The following is a 23,624-nucleotide window of genomic DNA, read 5'->3' as shown; positions in this document are numbered from 1 at the left end:
TAACGCGGATAATCCGTCCCTTGTTATAGGGGCGGTTTTTTTTATGTAAAATTAATTTGGAATTGTTAAGAAAGGAGAATTTGAATATGCAAGAACAATTAAAAAATATTCAAGAAGTAGCATTAAAAGAAATAACAAATGCTAAGACTTCTTCAGAAATTGAAGAAATAAGAGTAAAGTACCTTGGTAAAAAAGGAGAACTTACAACTATACTTAGAGGTATGAAAGATGTATCAAAAGAAGAAAGACCTTTAGTAGGTAAGATGGTCAACGAAGTAAAGGCTACTTTAGAAGGAAAAATAGAAAATATTTCCAAGGAAATAAAGAATAAAGAAAAGAATGAAAAGTTAGCTAATGAGGTAATAGATATTTCTCTTCCAGGAAAGAAGAACAGATTAGGAAAGAGACATCCATTAGACTTAACTCTTGAAAGTATGAAAGATATATTTGTTTCAATGGGATTCACTATTGAAGAAGGTCCAGAGATAGAACTTGATAAATATAACTTTGAAGCTTTAAATATACCAAAGGATCATCCAGCTAGAAGTGAGCAAGATACATTCTACATAAATGATAATCTTGTTTTAAGAACTCAAACTTCTCCAGTTCAAGTTAGAACTATGGAAAATCAAAAGCCACCAATTAAGATGATCTCACCAGGAAAAGTTTATAGATCAGATGATGTTGATGCAACACATTCACCTATATTCTATCAAATGGAAGGGTTAGTAATTGATAAAGGTGTTACATTTGCAGATCTTAAAGGAACACTAGAATTATTTGCAAAGAAGATGTTTGGAAATAAAGTTAAAACTAAATTTAGACCTCACCATTTCCCATTTACAGAACCTTCAGCAGAAATGGATGCAACATGCTTTGTTTGTGGAGGTAAAGGATGTAAAGTGTGTAAAGGAAGCGGCTGGATTGAAATATTAGGTTGCGGTATGGTTCATCCTCAAGTACTTAGAAATTGTAACATAGATCCAGAAGAATATTCAGGATTTGCATTCGGATTTGGTGTTGATAGAATGGTTATGCTTAAGTATGGTATAGATGATATAAGATTATTATACGAAAGTGATATGAGATTTTTAGATCAATTCTAAAATATTTTAGTTTAAAAACAGGAGGTAAGAAAATGAAAGTACCATATAGTTGGTTAAATGATTATGTTGATATAAATGTAAATGCTACAGAACTTGGAGATTTATTAACTCTTACAGGATCAGCATTAGAAGGAATAATAGTTCAAGGAGATCTTATAAATAGAGTTGTTACTTGTAAGTTTAAGTCTATTGAAAAACATCCAGATGCAGAAAAACTAAACGTATGTCTTGTTGATATTGGAGAAGATGAAGATCTTCAAATAGTAACTGCTGCAACAAACATGAAGGTTGGAGATATTGTACCGGTTGCCCTTCACAAATCAACATTAGCAGATGGAACAGAAATTAAAAAGGGAAAACTTAGAGGGATTGTTTCTAATGGTATGTTCTGCTCAGAAGCTGAACTTGGACTTAAGGGGGAAGATGAAGTTGATGGACTTATGATTCTTCCATCAGATGCTCCTTTAGGTGTTGAAATTAAAGAATATTTAGGACTTAAGAAAGAAACTTTAGATTTTGATATTACATCAAATAGACCAGATTGCTTAAGTATGGTAGGAATGGCAAGAGAAACAGCTGCAACTCTTAGAACAACATATAAGATGCCAAATATGGAGTATAAAACTACTTCAAATATAAATATAAATGATGAATTAACAGTTGAAGTTAAGGACTCTTTATGTAGAAGATATATGGCAAGAGGCGTTAAAAATGTAAAGATAGGACCATCACCTAAGTGGATGCAAGATAGACTTTTAGAAGCTGGTGTTAGACCTATAAATAATATAGTTGATATAACTAATTTTGTAATGCTTGAAATAGGAGAACCTATGCATGCATTTGATAAAAGAGAAATTAAAACGAACACTATAGTTGTTGAAAAAGCTTTAAATGGAGAGAAGTTTATAACTTTAGATGATTCAGAAAGAGAATTAGATGATACAGTTTTATGTATTAAAGATGGAGAAAGACCTGTAGCTCTTGCTGGAATAATGGGAGGACAAAACTCAGAAGTTAAAGAAGATACAACTGAAATAATATTTGAATGTGCAAATTTTGAAGGAACTAATATAAGAGTAAATTCTAAAAAACTTGGAATCAGAACTGAAAGTTCCTCAAGATTTGAAAAAGATATTGATCCAAATTTAGCAGAACTTGCTTTAAATAGAGCTTGTGCTCTTGTTTGTGAATTAGGTTGTGGAGAGGTTATGGAAGGAACAATTGATGTATATAACGAAGTTAAAGAAGTTTCAAGTATATCAGTTGATTCAAAGTGGATTAATAAATTCCTAGGAACAAACATATCAAAAGAGGAAATGAAAAGATGTTTAAACTCAGTAGATTTAAATACTGAAATAAATGGGGATAATTTAGATATAACTATCCCAACATTTAGAATAGATATTGCAATTAAGGAAGATATAGCTGAAGAAGTTGCAAGAATATACGGATATAATAATATTGAAGGTACTATATTTAAGGTTCAAACAGAGAGAGAGCCAAAATATAGAAAAGAAATATTGGATGATAAAGTTGTTGAGATAATGACAGCAAGTGGATTAAATCAATCTATTAGTTACTCATTCATATCTCCAAAAGCTTTTGACAAAATAGTTTTACCAGAAGATAGTGATTTAAGACGTGTAGTTACTATAAAGAATCCTTTAGGAGAAGATTATAGTGTAATGCGAACAACTACTTTAGCTTCAATGATGGAATCACTTGCGAGAAACTATTCAAGAAATAATAGCGAAGCATATCTTTTTGAAATAGGTAAAGTATATATTCCTTCAGAAGATCCTACAGAACTCCCAATAGAAAAGAATATACTAACTGTTGGTATTTATGGAGATGTTGATTATTTAAATCTAAAGGGAATAGTTGAAAATTTAATTGATGGTTTAGGGGTTAAAGGAGTTAAGTTCTTAAGAGAATCTGAAAATCCAAGCTTCCATCCAGGAAAAACTGCAAAACTTATTGTTGGAAGAAAGACAGAAGCAGGAGTATTTGGAGAAGTGCACCCTGATGTTAATGAAAACTTTGGAATAGAAGTTCCATGTTTTGTAGCAGAAATAAATTTAGATGCTGTATATGATAATGCTGAACTTGAAAGAAAGTATAAAGTATTACCTAAATTTCCAGCAGTTACAAGAGATATTGCTCTTTTAGTTGAAGAAGCAATATTAGTTCAAGATATTGAGGATACAATAAGAAGAGCTGGGGGCAATATTGTTGAAAAGGTAGAACTTTTCGATATATATAGAGGTGAGCAAGTTGAAGAAGGTAAAAAGAGTATTGCTTATGCTATAGTTTATAGAAATGAATCAAAAACTTTAACTGATAAAGAAGTAAATAAGGTTCATGATAAAATATTAAGAGCTCTTGAGCATAAACTAGGAGCAATATTAAGATAGAAAAATGTCTTAATATAATTAATAAAATGACGAAAATTAAAAGGGTTAATCACATTTTGTGACTAACCCTTTTTATATCATAAAAATTATTAAAAATTAATTACCTTTTCACTTTACATAATTGTGCAATCCTTAAATATCCAATATAATTAGTATAAGAGGAATTATTATATTTTAAGAGGTGGAGTAGTATGATAAGAATTACAGTTAACATAAATGGTGTAGATTATAACCTAAAGGGAAAAGAGAGTGAAGATTATTTAAGAGATATTGCTTCATATGTAGATGAGAGAATAAAAGAAATATTAGGTAAAAACCCTATGCTTAGTATATCACAAGCATCAGTACTTGCAGCTGTAAATATTACAGATGAATTATATAAATCAGATAATGAGATTAAGAATTTAGTAAGTATAAAAAATAATATAGAAAATGAAAAAGGGACTCTTTTTAAAACTATTGAGGAATTAAAGAGTAATATAACAAGATTAAAAGAAGAAAACATTAATCTTAAAGAGAGTAAAGACAGTGCAATAAATAGATTAAAGGATGATCGGGAAGCATTATTAAAAGAACTTAATGAGATTAAAGAAGATAGAAATAAATTAAAGTCTGATATTTCTAATTTTATAAATAATATAAAGAGTAAAGAAGTTGAAATATCAAAATTAAAAGAAGAAAATAATAAAATTAAAAATGATAATGTATCTTTAATAAATAAAAATAATGAGATAAATAATAAGTTAAAAAATACATTAAATGAAAAAGAAAATATTGAAAAAGTTTTAAATAAAAAAATAAATAAACTAGAAACTGAGAATATAAGCAGTAAGAAAGAAATTGATAGTAGTTTATTTAAGAATAAAGTTTTATTAAAAGAAGTTGAAGATGTAAAACGAGAAAGAGAAGGCATTCTTAAAGATCTTGAAAGAATAAAGACTAATAGAGATTCTCTTCAAGTTGAGATGGATATGCTTAGAAGTAAAATAAAAGAGTTTAAAGATGAAATTAAGAATAATGAGTACACGATAAATGAATATGAGATTAGGTACGAGGATGCTAAAAATAATTTAGATGAAAAAAGTGCTAATTTAAATAAACTTCAATCAGAATATGAAGAACTTAAAGGTAGAATGAAAGAAGAAAAAACTAAGAATGAAAAGAATATACAGAATATAGAGAATTTAAAGGAAGAAAAAGATTTAGAAATAAATTCTCTTCAAGAAGAAATAGATTTATTAAAAGAAGAAGTTAAAGATAAAAAAGAAATATTAGATGAATTAAAGGAAAAGACAGTTAAGTTTGAAAATGATAGAAAGACATTAATCGAAGCTGGTAAAGCTACAAGAACAGAGCTTCAAAGTAGTAAGTATAAAGTTCTTGATTTAGAAAAGAAGTTATTAGATGCTCAAATTGAACTTACTAAGGCTAAAGCAGAGAATCAACCAGTGTTACTAAAGAGAAGGTAAAGTTTTTGTACTGAGTAATTTTACATTTACTCAGTACTTTATTTTTACTAAGTAATAGGTTAAACTAAAGTGATATGGAAAAGAACAAATGGTTAAGTTTATAGGAGAGATGTAAATGGAAAAAATAGAGGTTCTAGCACCTGCTGGAAGTATGGAAAGTCTTTATGCTGCAATTAATAATGGTGCAGATGCTATATATTTAGGTGGAGATAAGTTTTCGGCAAGAGCTTATGCTTCAAATTTTGATAATGAAAATATGAAAAAAGCAATAGATTATGCACATAGCTATGGTGTGAAAGTTTATGTGACAATGAATACTTTATTAAAGGAAGAAGAACTCCCTAAAGCATTAAAGTATGCAGGATATCTTTATGAAATAGGAGTGGATGCTCTTATAATTCAAGATTTAGGATTATTTAAAGTAATTAAAGAAAAATATAATGACTTTGAACTTCATGCTTCAACGCAAATGACTATTCATAATGGTGAAGGAGCCATGTATTTTAAAGAAAAAGGCTTTCATAGAATAGTTTTATCAAGAGAATTAACTTTTGAAGAAATAAAGCATATATCAACTGATTTGAAAATTGAAACAGAAATGTTTGTACATGGAGCACTTTGTGTATGTTATTCAGGACAATGTTTAATGAGTTCAATGATCGGAGGTAGAAGTGGTAACAGAGGAAGATGTGCACAGCCTTGCAGAATGGAATACACATTAAAATCACAAAAAGGCGGAGAGAAGAGAGGATATCTTTTATCACCAAAGGATATTTGTACTATAGAAGATGTAAAAAGTATAATAGATAGTGGTACATACTCATTAAAAATAGAAGGAAGAATGAAGAGACCTGAATATGTAGCAGGTGTAGTTAGAAATTATAGAAAAGCTGTAGACAAAGAAATATATAATTACGAATTCGATGTTAAAAAAGGTAAGGGAGAACTACTTCAATTATTTAATAGAGAAGGTTTCTCAAAGGCATATTTAAATAAAAATGCTGGAAGAGATATGATGAGCTATAATTTCCCTAAAAATACAGGCGTATTACTTGGAAAAGTATTAGAAAATGGGGAAGTGTTATTAGAAGAGAAGATTGGTTTAGGTGATGGAGTCAGAGTTAATGATGGTGGATTCACAGCTAGTAAGATCATAAAAAATAAAAATGAAGTAAAAGAAGCAGTAAAGGGAGATAGGGTGAAATTATTCCCAATCGGATATAAAAAGGGAGATTATCTTTATAAGATGTCTGATAAAAAACTAACTGCAGAGCTTAGTGAAGGAATAAAACCTTATGGAAGAAAAATTGAATTAACAGGATATATTCATTTTAAAATAAATGAGGAAGTTAAGCTTGGAACTTTATTTGGAGATGATTATTACGAGGTTTCTGGCAGTGTTGTAGAAGCAGCGTCAAATAAACCTTTAGATAAAGCGAGAATAGAAAAGGCTTTATTTAAGTCAGGTGAATATCCATATAGATTTAATAAAATAGAGTTTTCATCATTTGAAGATGGATTCATGAGAATTGGTGAGTTAAATGAACTTAGAAGAGAGCTATTTGAGCAAATAATAAAAAAAGAATGTTCAAAGTATAGAAGAAAAAGATATGGAAATGAAAAGGAATTTATATCAAATGATAGAAATAGCCAAAATATAGATGTATTACCGAAAGTAATATTAAAAGATCAATTTGAAGAATTAAAAAATGATTTTGAGTATATTGCAGTGGACATATTTAATAGACATAAAAATGGAATAAGGGTAAATGATCTTAAGGCATATAGCAAAGGATGTAACTTAATACTTAGATTACCTAATATAATAAAGGGTGAATTTAAAACAATAGTGAAGATTATAGAAGAGTGCAAACCATATATAAAGGGACTACTTACATCTAATATTGGAATAATAAATAAATATAAAAATGAGTTATTTATTGTTGGTGATTATAAATTAAATATATTTAATAAAGATACATTAGAATTCTATAAAGAAGATATGGATATATTAACTATTAGTGAAGAACTTAATAGAAAAGAGATGAAAGCTTCATTAAAAGGATTTAAAGGAAATGTTGCTAAGGTGATATATGGTAAAACAGAATTGATGATTAGTGAATATTGTCCAATAGGAAGTACATTTGGAGCTAAAGACAGTAATAAAGATTGCAATAAAGCTTGTGAAAGAGATACATTTACATTAATTGATAGAGTAAATGAAAAATTTAATGTAATGACTGATATATTCTGTAGAAGCCATATATTAAATTCTCTTCCAATAAATTTAATAGAAGAAATAGATGATTTGAAGGATATGGGAATTAAATGTTTAAGGCTTGATTTTACTGATGAAAGTAGAGAAGAAGTAAGAAGAGTTATAAATGAACTTAATGGAAAAAGTATTATAGATAATAAAAATTATACAAAAGGCCATTATAGAAGAGGTGTAGAATAAAAAATGAATGAAAGAACATTTAGAGTCTTAGAATTTCAAAAAGTAAAAGAAAATTTAAAGAGATATTCAAAAACACAGGGTGGAAAGAAGCTTATAGATAAACTAGCACCCTATGAAACAAAATATGAGGTAGAAATTGGGCTAAAAGAAACAAAAGAAGCTTTAGATATGTTAGTTACAAAAGGTGCACCACCATTTGAGGGATTATATGATGTAAGTGAAGGTATTGAAAGAGCTAGTAAAGGTGGAGTTTTATCTTGTGAGCAACTTTTAAATATAGGAAATATGCTAAGATGTTCAAGAAGATTTAAAAAGTATACGGAAAGAGATGAAGCTGAAATAGCTTTTGAAAGAATAGAAGATTTAGCATATATATTGGAACCTTTAAAAGGGCTCGAAGAGGAAATAGAAAGAGCTATTGTATCAGAAGAAGAAGTAAGTGATAGAGCATCATCTTCTCTTAGAAGTATAAGAAGGAATTTAAAAGAAAAAAATTCCTCAGTAAGAGAAAAAATAAATAGTATAGTTAGAAGCTATTCAAAATATCTTCAAGAGAATCTATATACAATGAGAGGGGATAGATACGTACTTCCTGTTAAGGTAGAATATAAGGGTCAAGTTCCTGGTATAGTTCATGATCAAAGTTCAACAGGAGCAACATTATTTATAGAGCCTATGGGCTTAGTTAATTTAAATAATGAAATTAAAGAGCTTATGTTAAAAGAAAAGGCAGAGATTGAAAGAATATTAGCAGATCTTTCAAATAAAGTTTCAAATAATGTTGATGTATGTAAAAGTAACAATAGAATATTAGGTGAGCTTGACTTTATATTTGCAAAGGGATCTTATGCATCAAGTATAGATGGAACGCATCCAACTGTAAGTGAAGATGGAAGCTTTGATATGATATCAGCAAGACACCCTTTAATAGACCCTAAAAACGTAATATCTTCAGATATATATTTAGGAGAAGAGTATAATGTAATAATGATTACAGGACCTAATACTGGTGGTAAAACAGTAACATTAAAAACAATTGGGCTTATACATTTAATGGGTATGTGTGGACTTTTAATACCAGCAAAAGAAGGCTCAAAAATAGCATTTTATAATGAAATATTTGCAGATATTGGAGATGAACAAAGTATTGAACAATCTCTTTCAACATTCTCATCACATATGACAAATATAGTTGATATAATGAGTAAAGCAACTAAAGAGTCATTGGTGCTATTTGATGAACTTGGAGCAGGTACTGACCCTACAGAGGGTGCAGCACTAGCAGCAGCGATAATTGAAAACTTAAAAGCAAGAGGAAGTAAGGTAGTAGCTACAACCCACTATAGCGAGCTTAAAGGATATGCACTTAGAACTCCAGATGTTGAAAATGCTTCTGTTGAATTTGATGTAAAGACTTTAAGACCTACATATAGACTTTTAATTGGAGTTCCAGGTAAATCAAATGCCTTTGAAATATCTAGGAGATTAGGTCTTAGCGAAAGTGTAATAAAAGAGGCTAAAGATTTTATAGCTGAAGATAATCTTCAATTTGAAGACCTTATAAGGGAGCTTCAAGAAAAGAGTATTATAGCAAAAAGAGATGCAAGAGAAGCTATTTTAGCTAAAGAAGATGCATTAAAGCTTAAAAGAAGATATGAAGAAAAACTTGAAAAGTTAGATAAAACAAGAGATAAGGCATATATGGATGCTAGAAAAGAAGCTAAGGATATAATATCCAATGCTAAGGATGAAGCAGATGAAATTTTAAAGGCTATGAGAGAACTAGAAAAAATGGGTATCTCAAGTGGAGGACGAAATAGACTTGAGGAAGAGAGAAGGAAGCTTAAAGAAAGTCTAGAAAATAAAGAAAAATCACTTTATTCTCAAAAAGAACAAAAAGGTGAAAGTATAGAAGCGATTAAATTAGGAATGGAGGCATATCTTCCATCACTAAATCAAAATGTTATAATAATATCACTTCCTGATAGCAAGGGAGAAGTTCTAGTTGAAGCTGGAATAATGAAAATAAGTGTTAAGGCTAAAGATTTAAGAGCTTTAGATAAGCCGGTTAAAAAGGCAAAGGAAAAGAAAAAGAGAGAAGTTAAATTGAATTTAAGTAATATAGAAAGCAGGGTTGATTTAAGAGGGATGGATTCTGAAGAAGCTTGCTTTAGGGCAGATAAGTACTTAGATGACGCTTATATGGCTAATCTAGGCGAGGTAACTATAGTTCATGGAAAAGGAACTGGAGTTCTTAGAAAAGCTATAAATGATATGCTAAAAAGACATCCTCATGTAAAGAGCTATAGGCTAGGAGTCTATGGTGAAGGTGGAGACGGTGTAACAATTGCTATCTTAAAGTAAAATAAATTTTCATGCAAAATTAATATATAATTAACAAATTTAAAAAGAGACAGCTTATTTTGGAAATAAATAAACTGTCTCTTTAAGTTAATTAACCGAATTTAAAGGGAAATATTAAATAAAGGATATAATACGACAATTTATAAACCTTTACATTAACTATTTTAAAAAATTAAAGAAATATTCTTTATTTTTTTCTTTTTGTAACTTATAATAATTGTATGTTTTTTTATAATAATGGGAAATAGAAACAGGAGAGATAATATGACACAAAAAGATTCATACATACTAGTTATAGGGGCATCAATTGTTGATATACTAGGCTTTACTAGAAACATATATAAAGGCAAAGATTCAAATCCGGGAAATATCAAAATTTCACTTGGCGGAGTTTGTAGAAATATTTCTGAAAACCTTGCAAGGGTTGGAGTAAATACTAAATTTATATCAATCATAGGAGATGATGAAAATGGTAGGAATATCTTATCACATTCAAAGATGGTTGGGTATGACATGGAGGAATCATTAATTCTTGAAGGTGGATGTACTCCAACTTATATGGCAATTTTAGACCATACAGGAGATATGGTATCAGCAGTTGTAGATATGGAAAGCTTAGATGAGATGGATACTGATTTTATTGATTCAAAGAAAGAAGCAATTTCTAATGCTGAATATACAATTCTTGATGCTGACGATGCAGAGATGCTTGAATATATACTTACTACATATAAGGGAAAAACAAAGTTCGTTTTAGATCCAGTATCAGCAGCCAAAGCAGAAAAAATTAAACATTTAATTAAATACTTTCATACTATAAAACCAAATAGATATGAAGCAGAAATTCTTTGTGGTTTTCCGATAAAGACTAAAGAGGATTTAGATAAGGCTGGAGATTATTTTTTATCTCAAGGAGTAGAGAATGTATTTATTAGTTTAGATGCTGATGGTATATATTATATGAATAATGAAGAAACAGGAAAAATTAAAGCTAAAAATGTAACTGTTAAAAATACTACAGGAGCAGGAGATTCATTTGTTGCAGGTGTAGGATATGGATATATGAATAATCTATCATTAAAAGATACAGTGAAATATGCAATTGCAATGTCAACTATAACTATTTCTCATGAGGATACTATAAATCCTAAGATGAGTGATGAATATGTAGAATTATATTTAAATAAGATTGAATGGGAAGAAGATACATATTAATTAATATATTTACGGCTAAGGGCTATAAAGCCTTTGGCCTTTTTTTATAAATAAAGGATAAGGAGGAGTTATTTATGATGGTAATTAGTGCGTGCCTTTGTGGATGTAATTGTAAATATAGTGGGGGTAATAATGAAAATGAACAATGTGTTAAATTATTCAAAGAAGGAAAAGCAGTTCTAATTTGTCCAGAACAATTAGGGGGGATGACTACACCAAGATTACCAGCAGAAATTTCAAAAAGAGATAAAAAAATATTGGTAATTAATAAAGTTGGCGAAAACGTTACTGAATTTTTTGAAAAAGGTGCAGAAGAATCATTAAAGATTGCAAAACTAGTGAATGCAAATATTGCGATTTTAAAAGAAGGGAGCCCCTCTTGCGGAAGTAGTTATATTTATGATGGTAAATTTTCTAAAAACAAGATAAAAGGAGAAGGACTTACTGCAAAATTATTTAGAAAAAATGGAATAAAAGTATTCTCAGAAGATAATATTCAAGATATTTTATTATAATATTATCATTTGATACATTTGTTTAATTAGGTTAAAGTTATTGACGAAATAAATATAAATTATCACTAGCATATAAAGTTTAGTATATTTATATACTAGCAATAATAATTGTTATAGAAAAGATTTATAATAAAGGATTAATGATAAGAGGTATAAGTATATCTCTTATTTTTTGTTTGATAAGATCGAATTTTAAAAACGATGAATAAAATTCCATACTTTTAGGAATAATTAAAAAGAATTTGCAATGAAAGTAGGAGGAATTGTTATGGGCGAATTAACAATAAAAGAAAGAAATAAAGTTAGTAATAGTGGAAGAAAATCTAGAGCTAAGGGGTTAGTACCTGGAGTTATATATGGAAAAGGAATGAGTAATTTAATGTTTGAGGTTGGGTGCTTAGAACTTGGGAAAGAAATTTCAAACTCAGGAGAACATGGGATTTTAAATGTTAATTTCAATGGAGAAACTAAAAGTGCATTAATTAAAGAAGTACAAAGAGAACCAATTAATCATGATGTTATACATTTAGATTTAGAACTTTTAGATGGAAATTCACAAATAGAAACGGATATTCCTATACAATATGTAGGTGAAGGTTTCTTAACCCAAAAAGGTGCGGTACTACAAAAAGAAAAGGATTTAGTTAAAATTTCTTGTGAATCAAATAAGCTACCTAAATCTATAAAACTAAATGTATCTAAAGGGGTAGATGGTTCAGTATATAAATTAGGCGATTTAGAATTTGGAGAAGAGATTACTGTATTAGAAAGTTTAGATACTGTTATTGCAGCTGTAGCAAACGAAAGAAAGTTAACTTCAGATTTAATGGCAGAAGAAAAATCAGAAGTAATAAATGATAAAGTCCATAAATAATATAATTAAAAAATAAGAGAGGTTCCTTGAGTTTGTCGAAACCTCTCTTGTTATTTTGATATAATTTGTAATAAAAAGGAAGTTATAATTGTTTGAATTTTTTTCCTTATGATGTATAATATATCTGTAAGAATAAAGGAGGTTCACAGATGAATTATAGAGAAAAATATGATAGATGGTTGACATCTGAGATAATAAATGAGGAAACAAAAGAAGAATTAAGAAATATTAAAGATGATAAGGAAATTGAAGATAGATTCTATAAAGATTTGGAATTTGGAACAGGTGGTTTAAGAGGAGTTATAGGTGCTGGAAGCAATAGAATGAATATATATACTGTTTCTAAAGCAACTCAAGGGTTTGCTAACTATTTAAATGATTCATTTGAGAATCCATCAGTTGCAATAGCATATGATTCAAGAAATATGTCAAAGGAATTTGCAAAGGCAACAGCTTTAACACTTGCTGCTAATAATATAAAAGTTTATTTATTTGAAGATTTAAGACCAACCCCAATGTTATCATTTACAGTTAGATATTTAAATTGTACAGGCGGTGTTGTTATTACAGCTTCACATAATCCAAAAGAATATAATGGTTATAAAGTTTATGATGAATTTGGAGGTCAAGTAACAGACCTTAAAGCTGAAAAGATCATAAATTGTGCAAACGATATTAAAGATTTCTCAGAAATAAAAATGATAAGTGAAGAAAAAGCTTTAGAAGAAGGCTTATTAAATTATATTGGTGAAGAAGTAGACAAGGCTTATATTGAAAAAGTAAAAGGTCTTACAATTAGAAAAGGATTAGTAAAAGATAAAGCTAAAGATTTAAAAATAATATATACACCAATTCATGGATCAGGAAATATGCCAGTTAGAAGAGTTTTAGAAGAGCTTGGATATGAAAATTTATCAGTAGTAAAGGAACAAGAACTTCCAGATGGAAATTTCCCAACAGCACCATATCCAAATCCAGAAGATCCTAAAGTATTTGAAATTGCTTTAGAAAGAGCTAAGAATGAAAATCCAGATATTATTTTTGGTACAGATCCAGATTGTGATAGAATTGGAGTAGTTGTTAAAGATTCAGATGGGGAATATAAAGTACTAACTGGAAATCAAACAGGACTATTATTAACAGATTATATATTAAGTTCATTAAAAGAAACTGGAAAGCTACCTAAAAATGGAACTGTAATCAAAACAATTGTTACTACAGAAGGTGCAAGAGAAATAGCAAATCACTATAATGTAGAGATACTAGATGTTTTAACTGGGTTTAAATATATAGGAGAAAAAATTAGAGAATTTAAGGAAAGTGGAAGCAATACTTATCTTTTCGGATTTGAAGAAAGTTATGGTTACCTAGCAGGAGATTTTGTACGTGATAAAGATGCTGTTATAGCAGGTATGTTAATATCAGAAATGACTCTTTACTACAAAGAAAAGGGATTAAGTTTAGCAGAAGGGCTAAATGAATTATATAAGAAATTTGGATTCTTTAAAGAAGAACTAGTTTCTATAGAACTAAAAGGAAAAGAAGGACAAGAAAAAATAGCTTCATGCATTGAATCATTAAGAAATACTGAAGTAACTGAAATTTCAGGAGTTAAAGTTAAGGTTAAATTAGATTATAAATTAAGTATTGAAGAAAATTTAATTGAAAATACTAAAACTAACATTGAATTACCTAAGTCAAATGTGTTAAAATTTATACTTGAAAATGGTTCATCTTTTGTTGTAAGACCATCAGGTACTGAACCTAAGATGAAAGTATATCTTGCTGTTAAAGGTAGTAGTTTAGATGGAGCACAAGAAGATATGGTAAGATTTAAGGAAAATGTAATGAGCTTAATCGAAAGTAAGTTAAGTTAATTTATTATGCTACCATCTTTAAAAGATGGTAGCAATATTTTTTATAGGCGGTGAAATTGTATGGATTATAAAGCATTATTTAAAGAAAAGCTTAGTAAGCTTTTATTTTTAGAAATTGATCAAGAGGGATTTAAAAAATCAATAAACATACCTGAGTATATTTCTTTTAAAAATAAAGAATTATTTATACCAATAAGTTCAGAATACATAACAAGCAATATACAAGATAAAATAAAAATAGAAAACCTTCCAATATATTATTTTATAGAAGGTATGCTTTTGACGTTAGGAGCAGATAAGGATATAAGTTATAGTGAAGATTATAAGCTGTTATTAATGCAAATTCCTGAAAGTGAAGAGTGTGGAAAGAGTTTAGTTGCTAAAAGAGTTCAAGAGGATCGTTTAGAAGATGCGCATCTTATATTAAAAGGACTTATTCAAGTTGATGAGAATGAAGAGTATATGAAAAAGTTACTTTTAATTGGAATAAGCATTAGAGAAAAAGATAGTGGGTTTGAAGAAGTCTTATTAGAAGATATTGATGAAGCAAAAAAATTATTTAATAAAATGAAAGAGCCATATCTTTATAAAGGAATAATTTTAAAAGATAAAACAGACTATCAAGGAGCAAAAGTTGAAATTAATGAGTATTTAAGAAGAGGTGGAGAACAAACACCAGAGATTGAAATGCTTATGAATGATATAGAAAATGTAACGACTTATGAAAAGGCTGTTAAACTTATGGAAGAAGAACCTGAAAAGGCAATTGGATTGTTCTTATCATTATTAGATAAATTCCAAGAAAATCCTTTAATATACTATTACCTAGGTGTAAGCTATAGAAAGGTAGGTCAGTTTGAGAAGGCTATTTATTACTTACTTGAAAGTTTAAGAATAGAGAGTGGAATACTTGAAGTTGTTAATGAATTAGGATTAAATTATGCATGTATAGGAAATTATGAGGAAGCTATAAAATATTTTAAAAAGGCATTTGAAGCTTCTAGAGAAGTTGAAATTTGCACAAATATAATAATGTGCTATTTAAATTCTGGAAATTTAGAAGATGCAAAATTACACTTAAGAATTGCAAAAGAATTAAATAAAGATGATGAAATTGTACAAAAGATCGAAAAGCTAATAAATAAAAAAGAAAATAAATAATTATTTTCTATGATGGAATACTAATCATATAATTTATGATTAGGAGTGAATTAAATGGAATTCTTTGATGTAATAAAAAAAAGACAAAGCATTACTAAATACAAAGGTGATGAAATTTGTAAAGGTAGCTTGGATAATATGATTAATTCAGCAATGAGATCTCCATCTTGGAAGAATAGAACATCTTTTAAAATTATAATTATAGACGATTCTAAGATAAAAGAAAAATTAAGTGAGTATGTTCTTAATAAAGATAATAAAGCTGAAGAGGCTTTAATTGAAGCACCTATGGCTGTTGTTGTAATATCTCAACCGGAGAAGTCAGGAGAGATAGAAGGGAAAGAATTTTATATAGCAGATGGAGCTATAGCTATGGAACATTTTATTCTTGCCGCTACTGCTGAAGGGTATGGAACTATGTGGATTGGGGCTTTGGAGGAAGACAAGGTTAAGAGTTTATTGGGTATACCTAATGATTATAGAATAATTGGTATTTCTCCAGTTGGCGTCGCAGCTGAAGTTAAAGAACATAATGTAGAAAAAAACATAAGAGATTATGTATTTAAAAATAAATTTAATGATCCATATACAATGAATTAATAGGATAAAAGGCTCATATTTGAGTCTTTTATTTTTAGAATATAAAATTAAATAGAAGTTAGAATGATAAGATGGTATAATTTAATATTATTATTAGGAGTGATTAATAAATGTTATTTAAAGATTATAAAATAGAAGAGTTTTTTAATGACTTATCTTCAAATTCACCATCACCAGGTGGTGGGAGTACGGCAGCTCTTGTAGCAGGACTTGCAGGATGTCTAAATAATATGGTATATTCATTGACTATAAATAAAAAGGCATTTAATAATTTAAGTGAAGAAAATAAGTGTAAAATGATATCTCTTGAAAAAGAATGTAAAAGATTTATCACAAATTGCATTGAATTTATGGAAGAAGATAGAACTTGTTTTAATGAACTTATGAATTGCTATAAGCTACCTAAAGATACTGAAGTAGAGAAGAGACATAGAAAAGAAGAATTGAAAAATAAAACATATGATGCTATGCTTTCTCCATTAAAAGTTTGTAGAGAGTGTATTAAGTTTTATGATAATATAGAATTTGCAACAGAATATGGAAACAAGATGCTTATATCTGATGCTGGAGTAGCTGCAAGTTTATTACATGCTGCAGTTGAAAGTTCAATTATAAATGTAAAAGTAAATTTAAATTCTTTAAGAGATGAGGAATTCTTTAATGAAGTAGAAACTGAAATGAATTCTTTGCTTAATGAATCTAAGACTAAAAAAGAAGATATACTTAATATAGCAAATGAATATATATATAAATAAAAAGGTGCAAGTTAACTTGCACCTTTTATTATCATTTCATCTGGAAGTTCGTCTAAAGTCTTAAATTCATATCCTTCTTCTTTTAAAGAAAGAAGAACTTCTTTTAATACTTTTGTATTAGTATCAGATACAGCATGAAGTAACATGATACATCCAGGATGAACTCCTTTTTTAATTTTATCTATTGCATAACTAGGGGATGGCTGATTATCAACTAACCAGTCTTTGTATGCAAAACTCCAAAAAATAGTTTTATACCCTAAGTCCTTAGTTTTTTGCAAAGAAGCTTTTGAGTATTTACCCATTGGGGGTCTAAAATATTTTGGCATATCTTTACCAGTTAAGCTTTTGTATGCATCTTCAACTTCTTTAAATTCATTATTAAATTTTTGGGTATCCTGAATAGATGCCATGGATGGATGGTGTGAAGTATGATTGCATACAAGGTGGCCTTCTGCATCCATTCTTTTAACAGTTTCAGCTTGAGAAGTTATGTAAGGTTTAACAACAAAGAAAGCAGCTTTTACATTTACTTCTTTTAAGATATCTAAAATTGCTTCTGTGTTTCCTTTTTCGTATCCTTCGTCAAAAGTTAAATATAACTCTTTTTTTGAAGTATCTCCTAAGTAAAAGGAATAGCTATCTTTTAAAAAAGAAGCTGATTCTTTAGGTGCTTCCGGGGTTACATCCTTACCTCTGCCTACAAAATACCAATTAAGTTCTGTATTATCACCGATATTATCAGCAAATACCTTAACTCCTAAAATGCTTAAAACTATAAAAGAGGAAAACATTATTATTCTAAATAAATTTTTTTTCATAATAAAACCTCCTATCAGAACCTTCAGTATTATTATTAGAAGAATATTTTAAAATAAACATGGTAATATTTAAAGAAAATTTTCTTATCTTTGAATAAGTTGAAAATTAACAATATGTAGAGTATAATTTATTGGTATAGTTTAAATGAGAAAGGAATGTACATAATGAAGTTAGGAATCGTAGGTTTACCAAACGTAGGTAAGAGTACTTTATTTAATGCAATAACAAAGGCAGGAGCGGAATCAGCAAACTACCCATTCTGTACTATAGAACCAAATGTTGGAGTAGTTAGTGTGCCAGATAAAAGATTAGATGTATTAGAAAAAATGTATAATACTAAGAAAAAAGTATATACTTCAATAGAATTTTATGATATAGCTGGATTAGTTAAAGGAGCTTCAAAAGGAGAAGGTTTAGGAAATAAATTCTTATCACATATAAGAGAAGTTTCATCAATAGTTCATGTTGTAAGATGCTTTGATGATGGAAATGTAGTTCACGTTGAAGGTTCTGTTGATCCTATAAGAGATATAGAAACAATAAATTTAGAACTTATATTCTCAGATTTAGAAGTTTTAGAGAGAAGAATGGAAAAGTCAGTTAAACTTGCAAGATCAGGAGATAAAAATGCAAAAGCTGAATATGAGTTAATGGAAAGAGTTAAAGCACATTTAGAAAATAATTTACCTGTAAGAACTTTAGAAGTAACTGAAGATGAAGAAGCTTTTGTAAAGAGTCTATTCCTTATTACTTCAAAGCCAGTATTATATGCATGTAATGTTTCAGAAGATGATGTTGTAAGTGGAAATCCTCATAACGAATATGTTAAAAAAGTAGAAGAGTATGCTAAGAGCGAAAATTCAGGAATTGTTATAGTAAGTGCTAAGATAGAAGAGGAACTTTCAGGACTTGAAGATGAAGAAAAAGAAGAAATGCTTGGAGAATACGGTTTAACAGAATCAGGCTTAGATCAACTTATAAGAGAAGGATACAAATTATTAGGTCTTATTAGTTACTTAACAGCTGGGGTTCAAGAAGTAAGAGCATGGACTATAAAACAAGGAACAAAGGCTCCTCAAGCTGCTGGAAAGATTCACTCAGATATAGAAAGAGGATTCATAAGAGCAGAGGTTGTTGGATATAATGATTTAGTAGAATGTGGTTCAGAAGCAGCCGCTAAAGAAAAAGGGCTATACAGATTAGAAGGTAAAGAATATGTTATGAAAGACGGAGATGTAGTAAACTTTAGATTCAACGTTTAATATATTTAAAAAAGTGGAGAGAAATCTCCACTTTTTTTATTTCAAATTATAATGATTTAACTAAATAAAATTTAAATAACGCTTTAATTTTAAAATTTCTTAATTAAATTATTATAAATATAATAGAAAATTTATGTATAATTAGATTAATATTGGACTTCCATTAATAATAGCTTTGTAAAGTTTTGGGTGGAATATTAAGTATATGCGAGGTGAAATTAAAAAAACGATGCGAAAATTATTATACACATCGTTTGGGTTTGGCGGGAATATGTAGGAATCGAACCTACCAATGGCGGTATTACCACCATAACACGGTTTTGAAGACCGGTAAGAACACCAGAACTTATCTATTCCCATAACTTAAAATATTTTACATAACTATGAAGGAAAAGTCAAATAAAAGTAAAAAAGTCAACAAAAAAAGAAGGGAATTTATAATTATTATAGAATAGTATAAAATAAGTGGTTAAAAGTGGTGAATAGTGGTTGAAAGTAGAGTAAAATAACTGTAAAGTATAATAGGGGAGATTAATTATGTTTATAGGCGAATATCATCATAGTATTGACGGCAAAAACAGAATGATTGTTCCATCAAAACTTAGAGAAGGGTTAAATGGAAAGTTCGTAATAACAAAGGGACTTGATGGTTGTTTATATGCATACCCTATGGAAGAATGGGAAGTTTTAGAGAAAAAAATGAAATCACTACCACTTACGAATAAAGATGCAAGGGCATTTGTTAGATTTTTCTTTTCTGGGGCTTGTGAAGTAGAACTAGACAAGCAAGGAAGAGGACTGATTCCACAGAATTTAAAAGAATATGCTGGAATAGAAAAGGAAATAGTAAGTATAGGAGTATTAAGTAGAGTAGAAATTTGGAGTAGGGAAAAATGGCAAGAATACAATAATTCTGATGTTGACTTTGAATCTATTGCAGAAAAGATGAGCGACTTAGGGATTTGATGAGGAGAAAATGATATGGAATTTAAACACGTTTCAGTACTTTTAAATGAATGTTTAGAAGGTTTAAACATAAAAGCTGATGGAAAATATGTAGATTGTACATTAGGTGGTGCAGGACATTCATCACAAATATTAAAAAGATTATCAACTGATGGTTTATTAATTGGAATAGATCAAGATAAGGATGCTTTAAAGGCAGCAGGAAAAAGATTAGAAGGTTATGAGAATAAAATATTAGTTCATAATAATTTTTATAACATAGGAGAAATTATTGATACATTAGATATTGGAAATGTGGATGGGATATTAATGGATCTTGGAGTTTCATCTTATCAATTAGATGAGGGTGAAAGAGGATTTAGTTATATGCAAGATGCTCCACTTGATATGAGAATGAATAGAGAAAATGATTTCTCAGCTTATGAAGTTATAAATAACTATAGTGAGCAAGAATTATTTAAAGTAATAAAAGATTATGGAGAAGAGAGATTTGCAAAAAGAATTGCAGCTTTTATAGTTGAAAGAAGAGAAGAGAAGCCTATAGAAACTACTTTTGAACTAGTTGACATAATAAAAAGTGCAATACCTGCAAAGCTTAGAAGGGAAGGGCCACACCCTGCTAAGAGAACTTTTCAAGCTATAAGAATTGAAGTTAATGGAGAACTTAGAATATTAAATAAAGCAATTGAAGATGGTGTTAATAGATTAAATAAAGGTGGGAGAATGGCTATTATAACTTTCCACTCTTTAGAGGATAGAATAGTTAAGTTGAAATTTAGAGATTTAGCAAATCCATGTACTTGTCCAAAAGAGTTTCCAATATGTATATGCGGTAAAGAACCATTGGTTAAATTAGTAAGTAGAAAAGCTATAGATCCATCAAAAGAGGAAGTTCTAGAGAATCCAAGAAGTAGAAGTGCTAAGCTTAGAGTTATTGAGAGAATATAAATTTTTTATTATTATGTTATAAATATAAGGGGATGTGAATAAAGTGATAGTGAAGGAATATGATTATGTACGAGGAAATACAGCTGTAACTCCACAGAGAAAATATGATGACATAAAGAAGGATAAAAGATACAAAAATCTTGAAGATGATAAAAAGAGAAAAAATAAATTAATTAGGCAAGAAAAAATTAAAAAAAGAAATGCAGCATTACAAATAGCATTAGTTATTTTTGTTCTTGGGGTTATAACTATATGGAGAGATACCAAAGTTTATAACTTACAAACGCAAGTTGGAAGTGTAAATGATGAAATTAAGGTAATTAATTCAAATAATGAAGCTCTAAGAGTAGAATTGTTAAAGCATGCTTCACTAATAAATATTGAATCTAATGCTAAGAATAAACTAAAAATGATTTCCCCAGTAGATGCTAAAAAGGTTGATATTGATTTATCAAAGGATTATCTTTCTGGATTAGGAAACAGAAATGAAGATAAGTAATTTTGAGTTATTAAAGTAATGGATGCACTTAATTAAATAAAGTGCATCCTAAGTGTTTTTAAGCAATTATACGGAGGAGTTAGTGTGAGAAAAAGAAGCTTCATAGATAGGGCATTATCTAGAAAGAGAATGAGATTAATTATTGGATTATTAACAGTAATTTTAGCAGTTTTAGCAGTTAGATTATCTTACATAATGATTGTTAAGAGACAAGAATATGCAGCTAGGGCTGAAGAACAATGGACAAGCGAAGTTAAAATAGATGCTAGAAGAGGAAGGATATTAGACAGAAATGGTGAAGAACTTGCAGTTTCTGCCAATGTTTATAGAGTTGATTTTGACTTAAACTCTATAAGAGCATATCTTAATGATGGAGCTAAGAAAAATAAAGATGATAAGAGCAATGAAGATATAGCACCTAAAATAGCAGAAGCTGTTGGAATGAAAAAGGAAGATGTTCTTAAGAAACTTAATACAAAACTTCCAAGTGGAGCTGATGCAGGTTCAGCTACATTAATTAGAAGAATAGAAAAAGAAGAAGCTGATAAAGTTAAATCTTTAGGTATACGTGGAGTTATAGTATCACCAGATACAAAAAGATATTATCCAAATAAAAATTTTGCAGCCCATCTTTTAGGTAGTACTAATATAGATGGTCAGGGGTTAACAGGTGTAGAACTTCAATATAACGATCAATTATCAGGTATACCAGGAATGAGAATAGCAGAATTAGATAGTAAAAGTAATGATTTGCCTTATACTATTTCTAAGTTTGTTCCACCAGTTGAAGGTAAGGATGTAGTTTTAACAATAGATGAACATATTCAATTATTTGCTGAAAAAGCAGCGGAACAAGCACTTAAAGATAATAAGGCTAAGGCTGCATCAGTACTTGTAATGGATCCTAAAACAGGTGAAGTTTTAGCTATGGCAAATAAGCCTGATTTTGATCCAAATGAACCATTTAAAGGTGCAGATGAATTTACAGGAAAAACTGAATATGATAAAGTTCAAAAGATGTGGAGAAATAGATTAGTAAATGATACCTTTGAGCCAGGATCAATATTTAAGGTAATAACATCTATAGCGGCTATGGAAGAGAAAACTGTAAAGGCAACAGATAAGTTTGTATGTAATGGTTCATTAACTTTTGGAAATAGAAAAATAAAATGTTGGAAGACTAGTGGTCATGGAACATTAACTTTCCCAGAGATAATACAAAATTCTTGTAATGTAGGATTTATGGAACTTGGACAAAAGCTTGGAAAAGATAAGTTGTATGAATATATAAATAAATTTGGATTTGGTAAAAAGAGTGGAATAGACTTACCAGGAGAAGCTCCAGGTATAATAAAAAATCCTAAAAACATCTCAGCTACTGACCTTGCAACAATTTCATTTGGACAAACTAATACAGTAAACTCAGTGCAATTTATGGCAGCTTTTAATGCAGTAGCAAACGGAGGAGAATTAATACAGCCTCATGTTATGAAAGAAGTTACTCATAAAGATGATACAGGCGTTAGTGTAATAGATAATAAATTTGAGCCAACAAAGAAGACTGTTGCAGATAAAGAAACAACAGCAGAACTTAGAACTTATTTAGAAAGAGTTGTTACATCAGGTTCAGCAAAAGGAACATTTATGGAGGGATACCATATTGGAGGTAAAACAGGTACTGCACAAAAAGTAAATCCTGAAAATGGTACTTATGAGCAAGGAAAATATATATCATCTTTTGTAGGAATGGCACCAGTTAGTGATCCAAAAGTAACGGTTATGATTACTATTGATGAACCAAATAATGGTGCATATTATGCAGGAGTTGTAACAAGTCCTGTTGCAAAAGTTTTATTTACAGATATATTTAATTATTTAGAAAGTGACTTCTCAAAAGAGAATGATTCTGCGATAATTAGAGATGCAATTATCCCAGAAGTTAGAGGGAAAAATATTGAAGAGGCTAAAAAGATTTTAAAAGAAGCAAATTTAGATTATAATATAGAAGGCGGTGGGCATACTGTAACAAGTATAAAACCATATCCAGGCTATTCAGTAAAAGAAGGAACTAAAGTTACATTATATACTGAAGGTAATGATAATAATAAGGAAGCTATTATGATGCCAGATATTAGAGGATATTCTAAAGATGCGGCTGATAAACTTTTAAAGAGCCTTGGAATATCTGCTAAATTTGAAGGTGAAGGTAAAGTAACCGACCAAAGCGTACCAAGTGGAGAATTGATTAATAAAGGAACAAATGTTAAATTAACTTTGAACTCAGATTATAAAGATTAAATTCTTGATTGTTATAGCATG

At 29.2% G+C, this 23,624-nt stretch carries 18 protein-coding genes, 1 tRNA gene and 1 other annotated feature (1 of these 20 cut by a window edge); of the genes, 17 read left to right on the top strand and 2 right to left on the bottom strand.

Going from position 1 to position 23,624, the window contains the following annotated elements; all coding sequences use genetic code 11:
• Nucleotides 1-24: a binding site (T-box leader), on the top strand (it extends 198 nt beyond the left edge of the window).
• Nucleotides 25-86: 62 nt separating this feature from the next.
• From pheS to K5V21_RS05340, 12 genes are all read left to right on the top strand, one after another.
• Nucleotides 87-1,106, top strand: coding sequence for a phenylalanine--tRNA ligase subunit alpha (gene pheS / locus K5V21_RS05395; protein WP_221859775.1), 1,020 nt, complete (start codon nucleotides 87-89; stop codon nucleotides 1,104-1,106).
• A gap of 32 nt (nucleotides 1,107-1,138) precedes the next feature.
• Nucleotides 1,139-3,520 carry a phenylalanine--tRNA ligase subunit beta gene (gene pheT, locus K5V21_RS05390; protein ID WP_221859773.1) on the top strand — a complete coding sequence of 794 codons (2,382 nt, stop codon included), beginning with the start codon at nucleotides 1,139-1,141 and terminating at the stop codon, nucleotides 3,518-3,520.
• A gap of 191 nt (nucleotides 3,521-3,711) precedes the next feature.
• Nucleotides 3,712-4,989 carry a cell division protein ZapA gene (gene zapA, locus K5V21_RS05385; RefSeq protein WP_221859771.1) on the top strand — a complete coding sequence of 426 codons (1,278 nt, stop codon included), beginning with the start codon at nucleotides 3,712-3,714 and terminating at the stop codon, nucleotides 4,987-4,989.
• Nucleotides 4,990-5,104: 115 nt separating this feature from the next.
• Nucleotides 5,105-7,447, top strand: a complete 2,343-nt coding sequence (locus K5V21_RS05380) for a U32 family peptidase (RefSeq protein WP_221859769.1) — start codon at nucleotides 5,105-5,107, stop codon at nucleotides 7,445-7,447.
• Nucleotides 7,448-7,450: 3 nt separating this feature from the next.
• Nucleotides 7,451-9,811: an endonuclease MutS2 gene (locus tag K5V21_RS05375; RefSeq protein WP_221859767.1), complete on the top strand. Its 2,361-nt coding sequence runs from the start codon at nucleotides 7,451-7,453 to the stop codon at nucleotides 9,809-9,811.
• Between the two features lie 264 nt (nucleotides 9,812-10,075).
• Nucleotides 10,076-11,026 carry a carbohydrate kinase family protein gene (locus K5V21_RS05370; RefSeq protein WP_221859766.1) on the top strand — a complete coding sequence of 317 codons (951 nt, stop codon included), beginning with the start codon at nucleotides 10,076-10,078 and terminating at the stop codon, nucleotides 11,024-11,026.
• A gap of 74 nt (nucleotides 11,027-11,100) precedes the next feature.
• The gene (locus tag K5V21_RS05365) at nucleotides 11,101-11,541 is read left to right on the top strand and encodes a DUF523 domain-containing protein (protein ID WP_221859764.1); all 441 of its coding nucleotides are present in this window, start codon (nucleotides 11,101-11,103) and stop codon (nucleotides 11,539-11,541) included.
• Nucleotides 11,542-11,809: 268 nt separating this feature from the next.
• Nucleotides 11,810-12,415 (top strand): 50S ribosomal protein L25, encoded by a 606-nt coding sequence (locus K5V21_RS05360; protein WP_221859762.1) that lies wholly within the window; start codon nucleotides 11,810-11,812, stop codon nucleotides 12,413-12,415.
• Between the two features lie 149 nt (nucleotides 12,416-12,564).
• Nucleotides 12,565-14,292 (top strand): phospho-sugar mutase, encoded by a 1,728-nt coding sequence (locus K5V21_RS05355; RefSeq protein WP_221859760.1) that lies wholly within the window; start codon nucleotides 12,565-12,567, stop codon nucleotides 14,290-14,292.
• A gap of 60 nt (nucleotides 14,293-14,352) precedes the next feature.
• Entirely contained in the window at nucleotides 14,353-15,453 is a 1,101-nt protein-coding gene (locus tag K5V21_RS05350; protein ID WP_221859758.1) for a tetratricopeptide repeat protein, read from the top strand.
• A gap of 54 nt (nucleotides 15,454-15,507) precedes the next feature.
• A complete protein-coding gene (locus tag K5V21_RS05345) occupies nucleotides 15,508-16,053 on the top strand; it encodes a nitroreductase family protein (protein ID WP_204595991.1) in 546 nt (181 codons plus the stop codon).
• A 110-nt stretch (nucleotides 16,054-16,163) separates the two neighbouring features.
• Nucleotides 16,164-16,808: a cyclodeaminase/cyclohydrolase family protein gene (locus tag K5V21_RS05340; RefSeq protein ID WP_221859756.1), complete on the top strand. Its 645-nt coding sequence runs from the start codon at nucleotides 16,164-16,166 to the stop codon at nucleotides 16,806-16,808.
• A gap of 11 nt (nucleotides 16,809-16,819) precedes the next feature.
• On the opposite strand, the gene pdaA is transcribed toward K5V21_RS05340, so the two are convergent.
• A complete protein-coding gene (pdaA, locus tag K5V21_RS05335) occupies nucleotides 16,820-17,629 on the bottom strand; it encodes a delta-lactam-biosynthetic de-N-acetylase (protein ID WP_221859753.1) in 810 nt (269 codons plus the stop codon).
• 165 nt (nucleotides 17,630-17,794) lie between these two features.
• On the opposite strand from pdaA, the gene ychF reads away from it, so the two are divergent.
• Nucleotides 17,795-18,892 (top strand): redox-regulated ATPase YchF, encoded by a 1,098-nt coding sequence (gene ychF, locus K5V21_RS05330; RefSeq protein WP_204595988.1) that lies wholly within the window; start codon nucleotides 17,795-17,797, stop codon nucleotides 18,890-18,892.
• Nucleotides 18,893-19,153: 261 nt separating this feature from the next.
• Here the strand turns inward: ychF and K5V21_RS05325 are convergent.
• A tRNA-Sec gene (locus K5V21_RS05325) sits at nucleotides 19,154-19,250 on the bottom strand.
• A gap of 179 nt (nucleotides 19,251-19,429) precedes the next feature.
• On the opposite strand from K5V21_RS05325, the gene mraZ reads away from it, so the two are divergent.
• The 4 genes from mraZ to K5V21_RS05305 all read left to right on the top strand — a co-directional run bounded on the left by mraZ (nucleotide 19,430) and on the right by K5V21_RS05305 (nucleotide 23,603).
• Nucleotides 19,430-19,858, top strand: a complete 429-nt coding sequence (gene mraZ / locus K5V21_RS05320; RefSeq protein ID WP_204595987.1) for a division/cell wall cluster transcriptional repressor MraZ — start codon at nucleotides 19,430-19,432, stop codon at nucleotides 19,856-19,858.
• Nucleotides 19,859-19,873: 15 nt separating this feature from the next.
• On the top strand, nucleotides 19,874-20,806 hold the full coding sequence (gene rsmH / locus K5V21_RS05315) for a 16S rRNA (cytosine(1402)-N(4))-methyltransferase RsmH (RefSeq protein WP_204595986.1): 933 nt from the start codon (nucleotides 19,874-19,876) through the stop codon (nucleotides 20,804-20,806).
• Between the two features lie 43 nt (nucleotides 20,807-20,849).
• Nucleotides 20,850-21,305 (top strand): FtsB/FtsL family cell division protein, encoded by a 456-nt coding sequence (locus K5V21_RS05310; protein ID WP_204595985.1) that lies wholly within the window; start codon nucleotides 20,850-20,852, stop codon nucleotides 21,303-21,305.
• 84 nt (nucleotides 21,306-21,389) lie between these two features.
• Nucleotides 21,390-23,603 (top strand): stage V sporulation protein D, encoded by a 2,214-nt coding sequence (locus K5V21_RS05305; protein ID WP_221859751.1) that lies wholly within the window; start codon nucleotides 21,390-21,392, stop codon nucleotides 23,601-23,603.
• The last annotated feature ends 21 nt before the right edge of the window (nucleotides 23,604-23,624 follow it).

It is taken from the genome of Clostridium sardiniense (genome assembly GCF_019753795.1).
Classification (GTDB): domain Bacteria; phylum Bacillota; class Clostridia; order Clostridiales; family Clostridiaceae; genus Clostridium; species Clostridium sardiniense.
The sequence above is the reverse complement of the archived record's forward strand: the minus strand, read 5'-3'. Positions and strand labels throughout refer to the sequence as shown.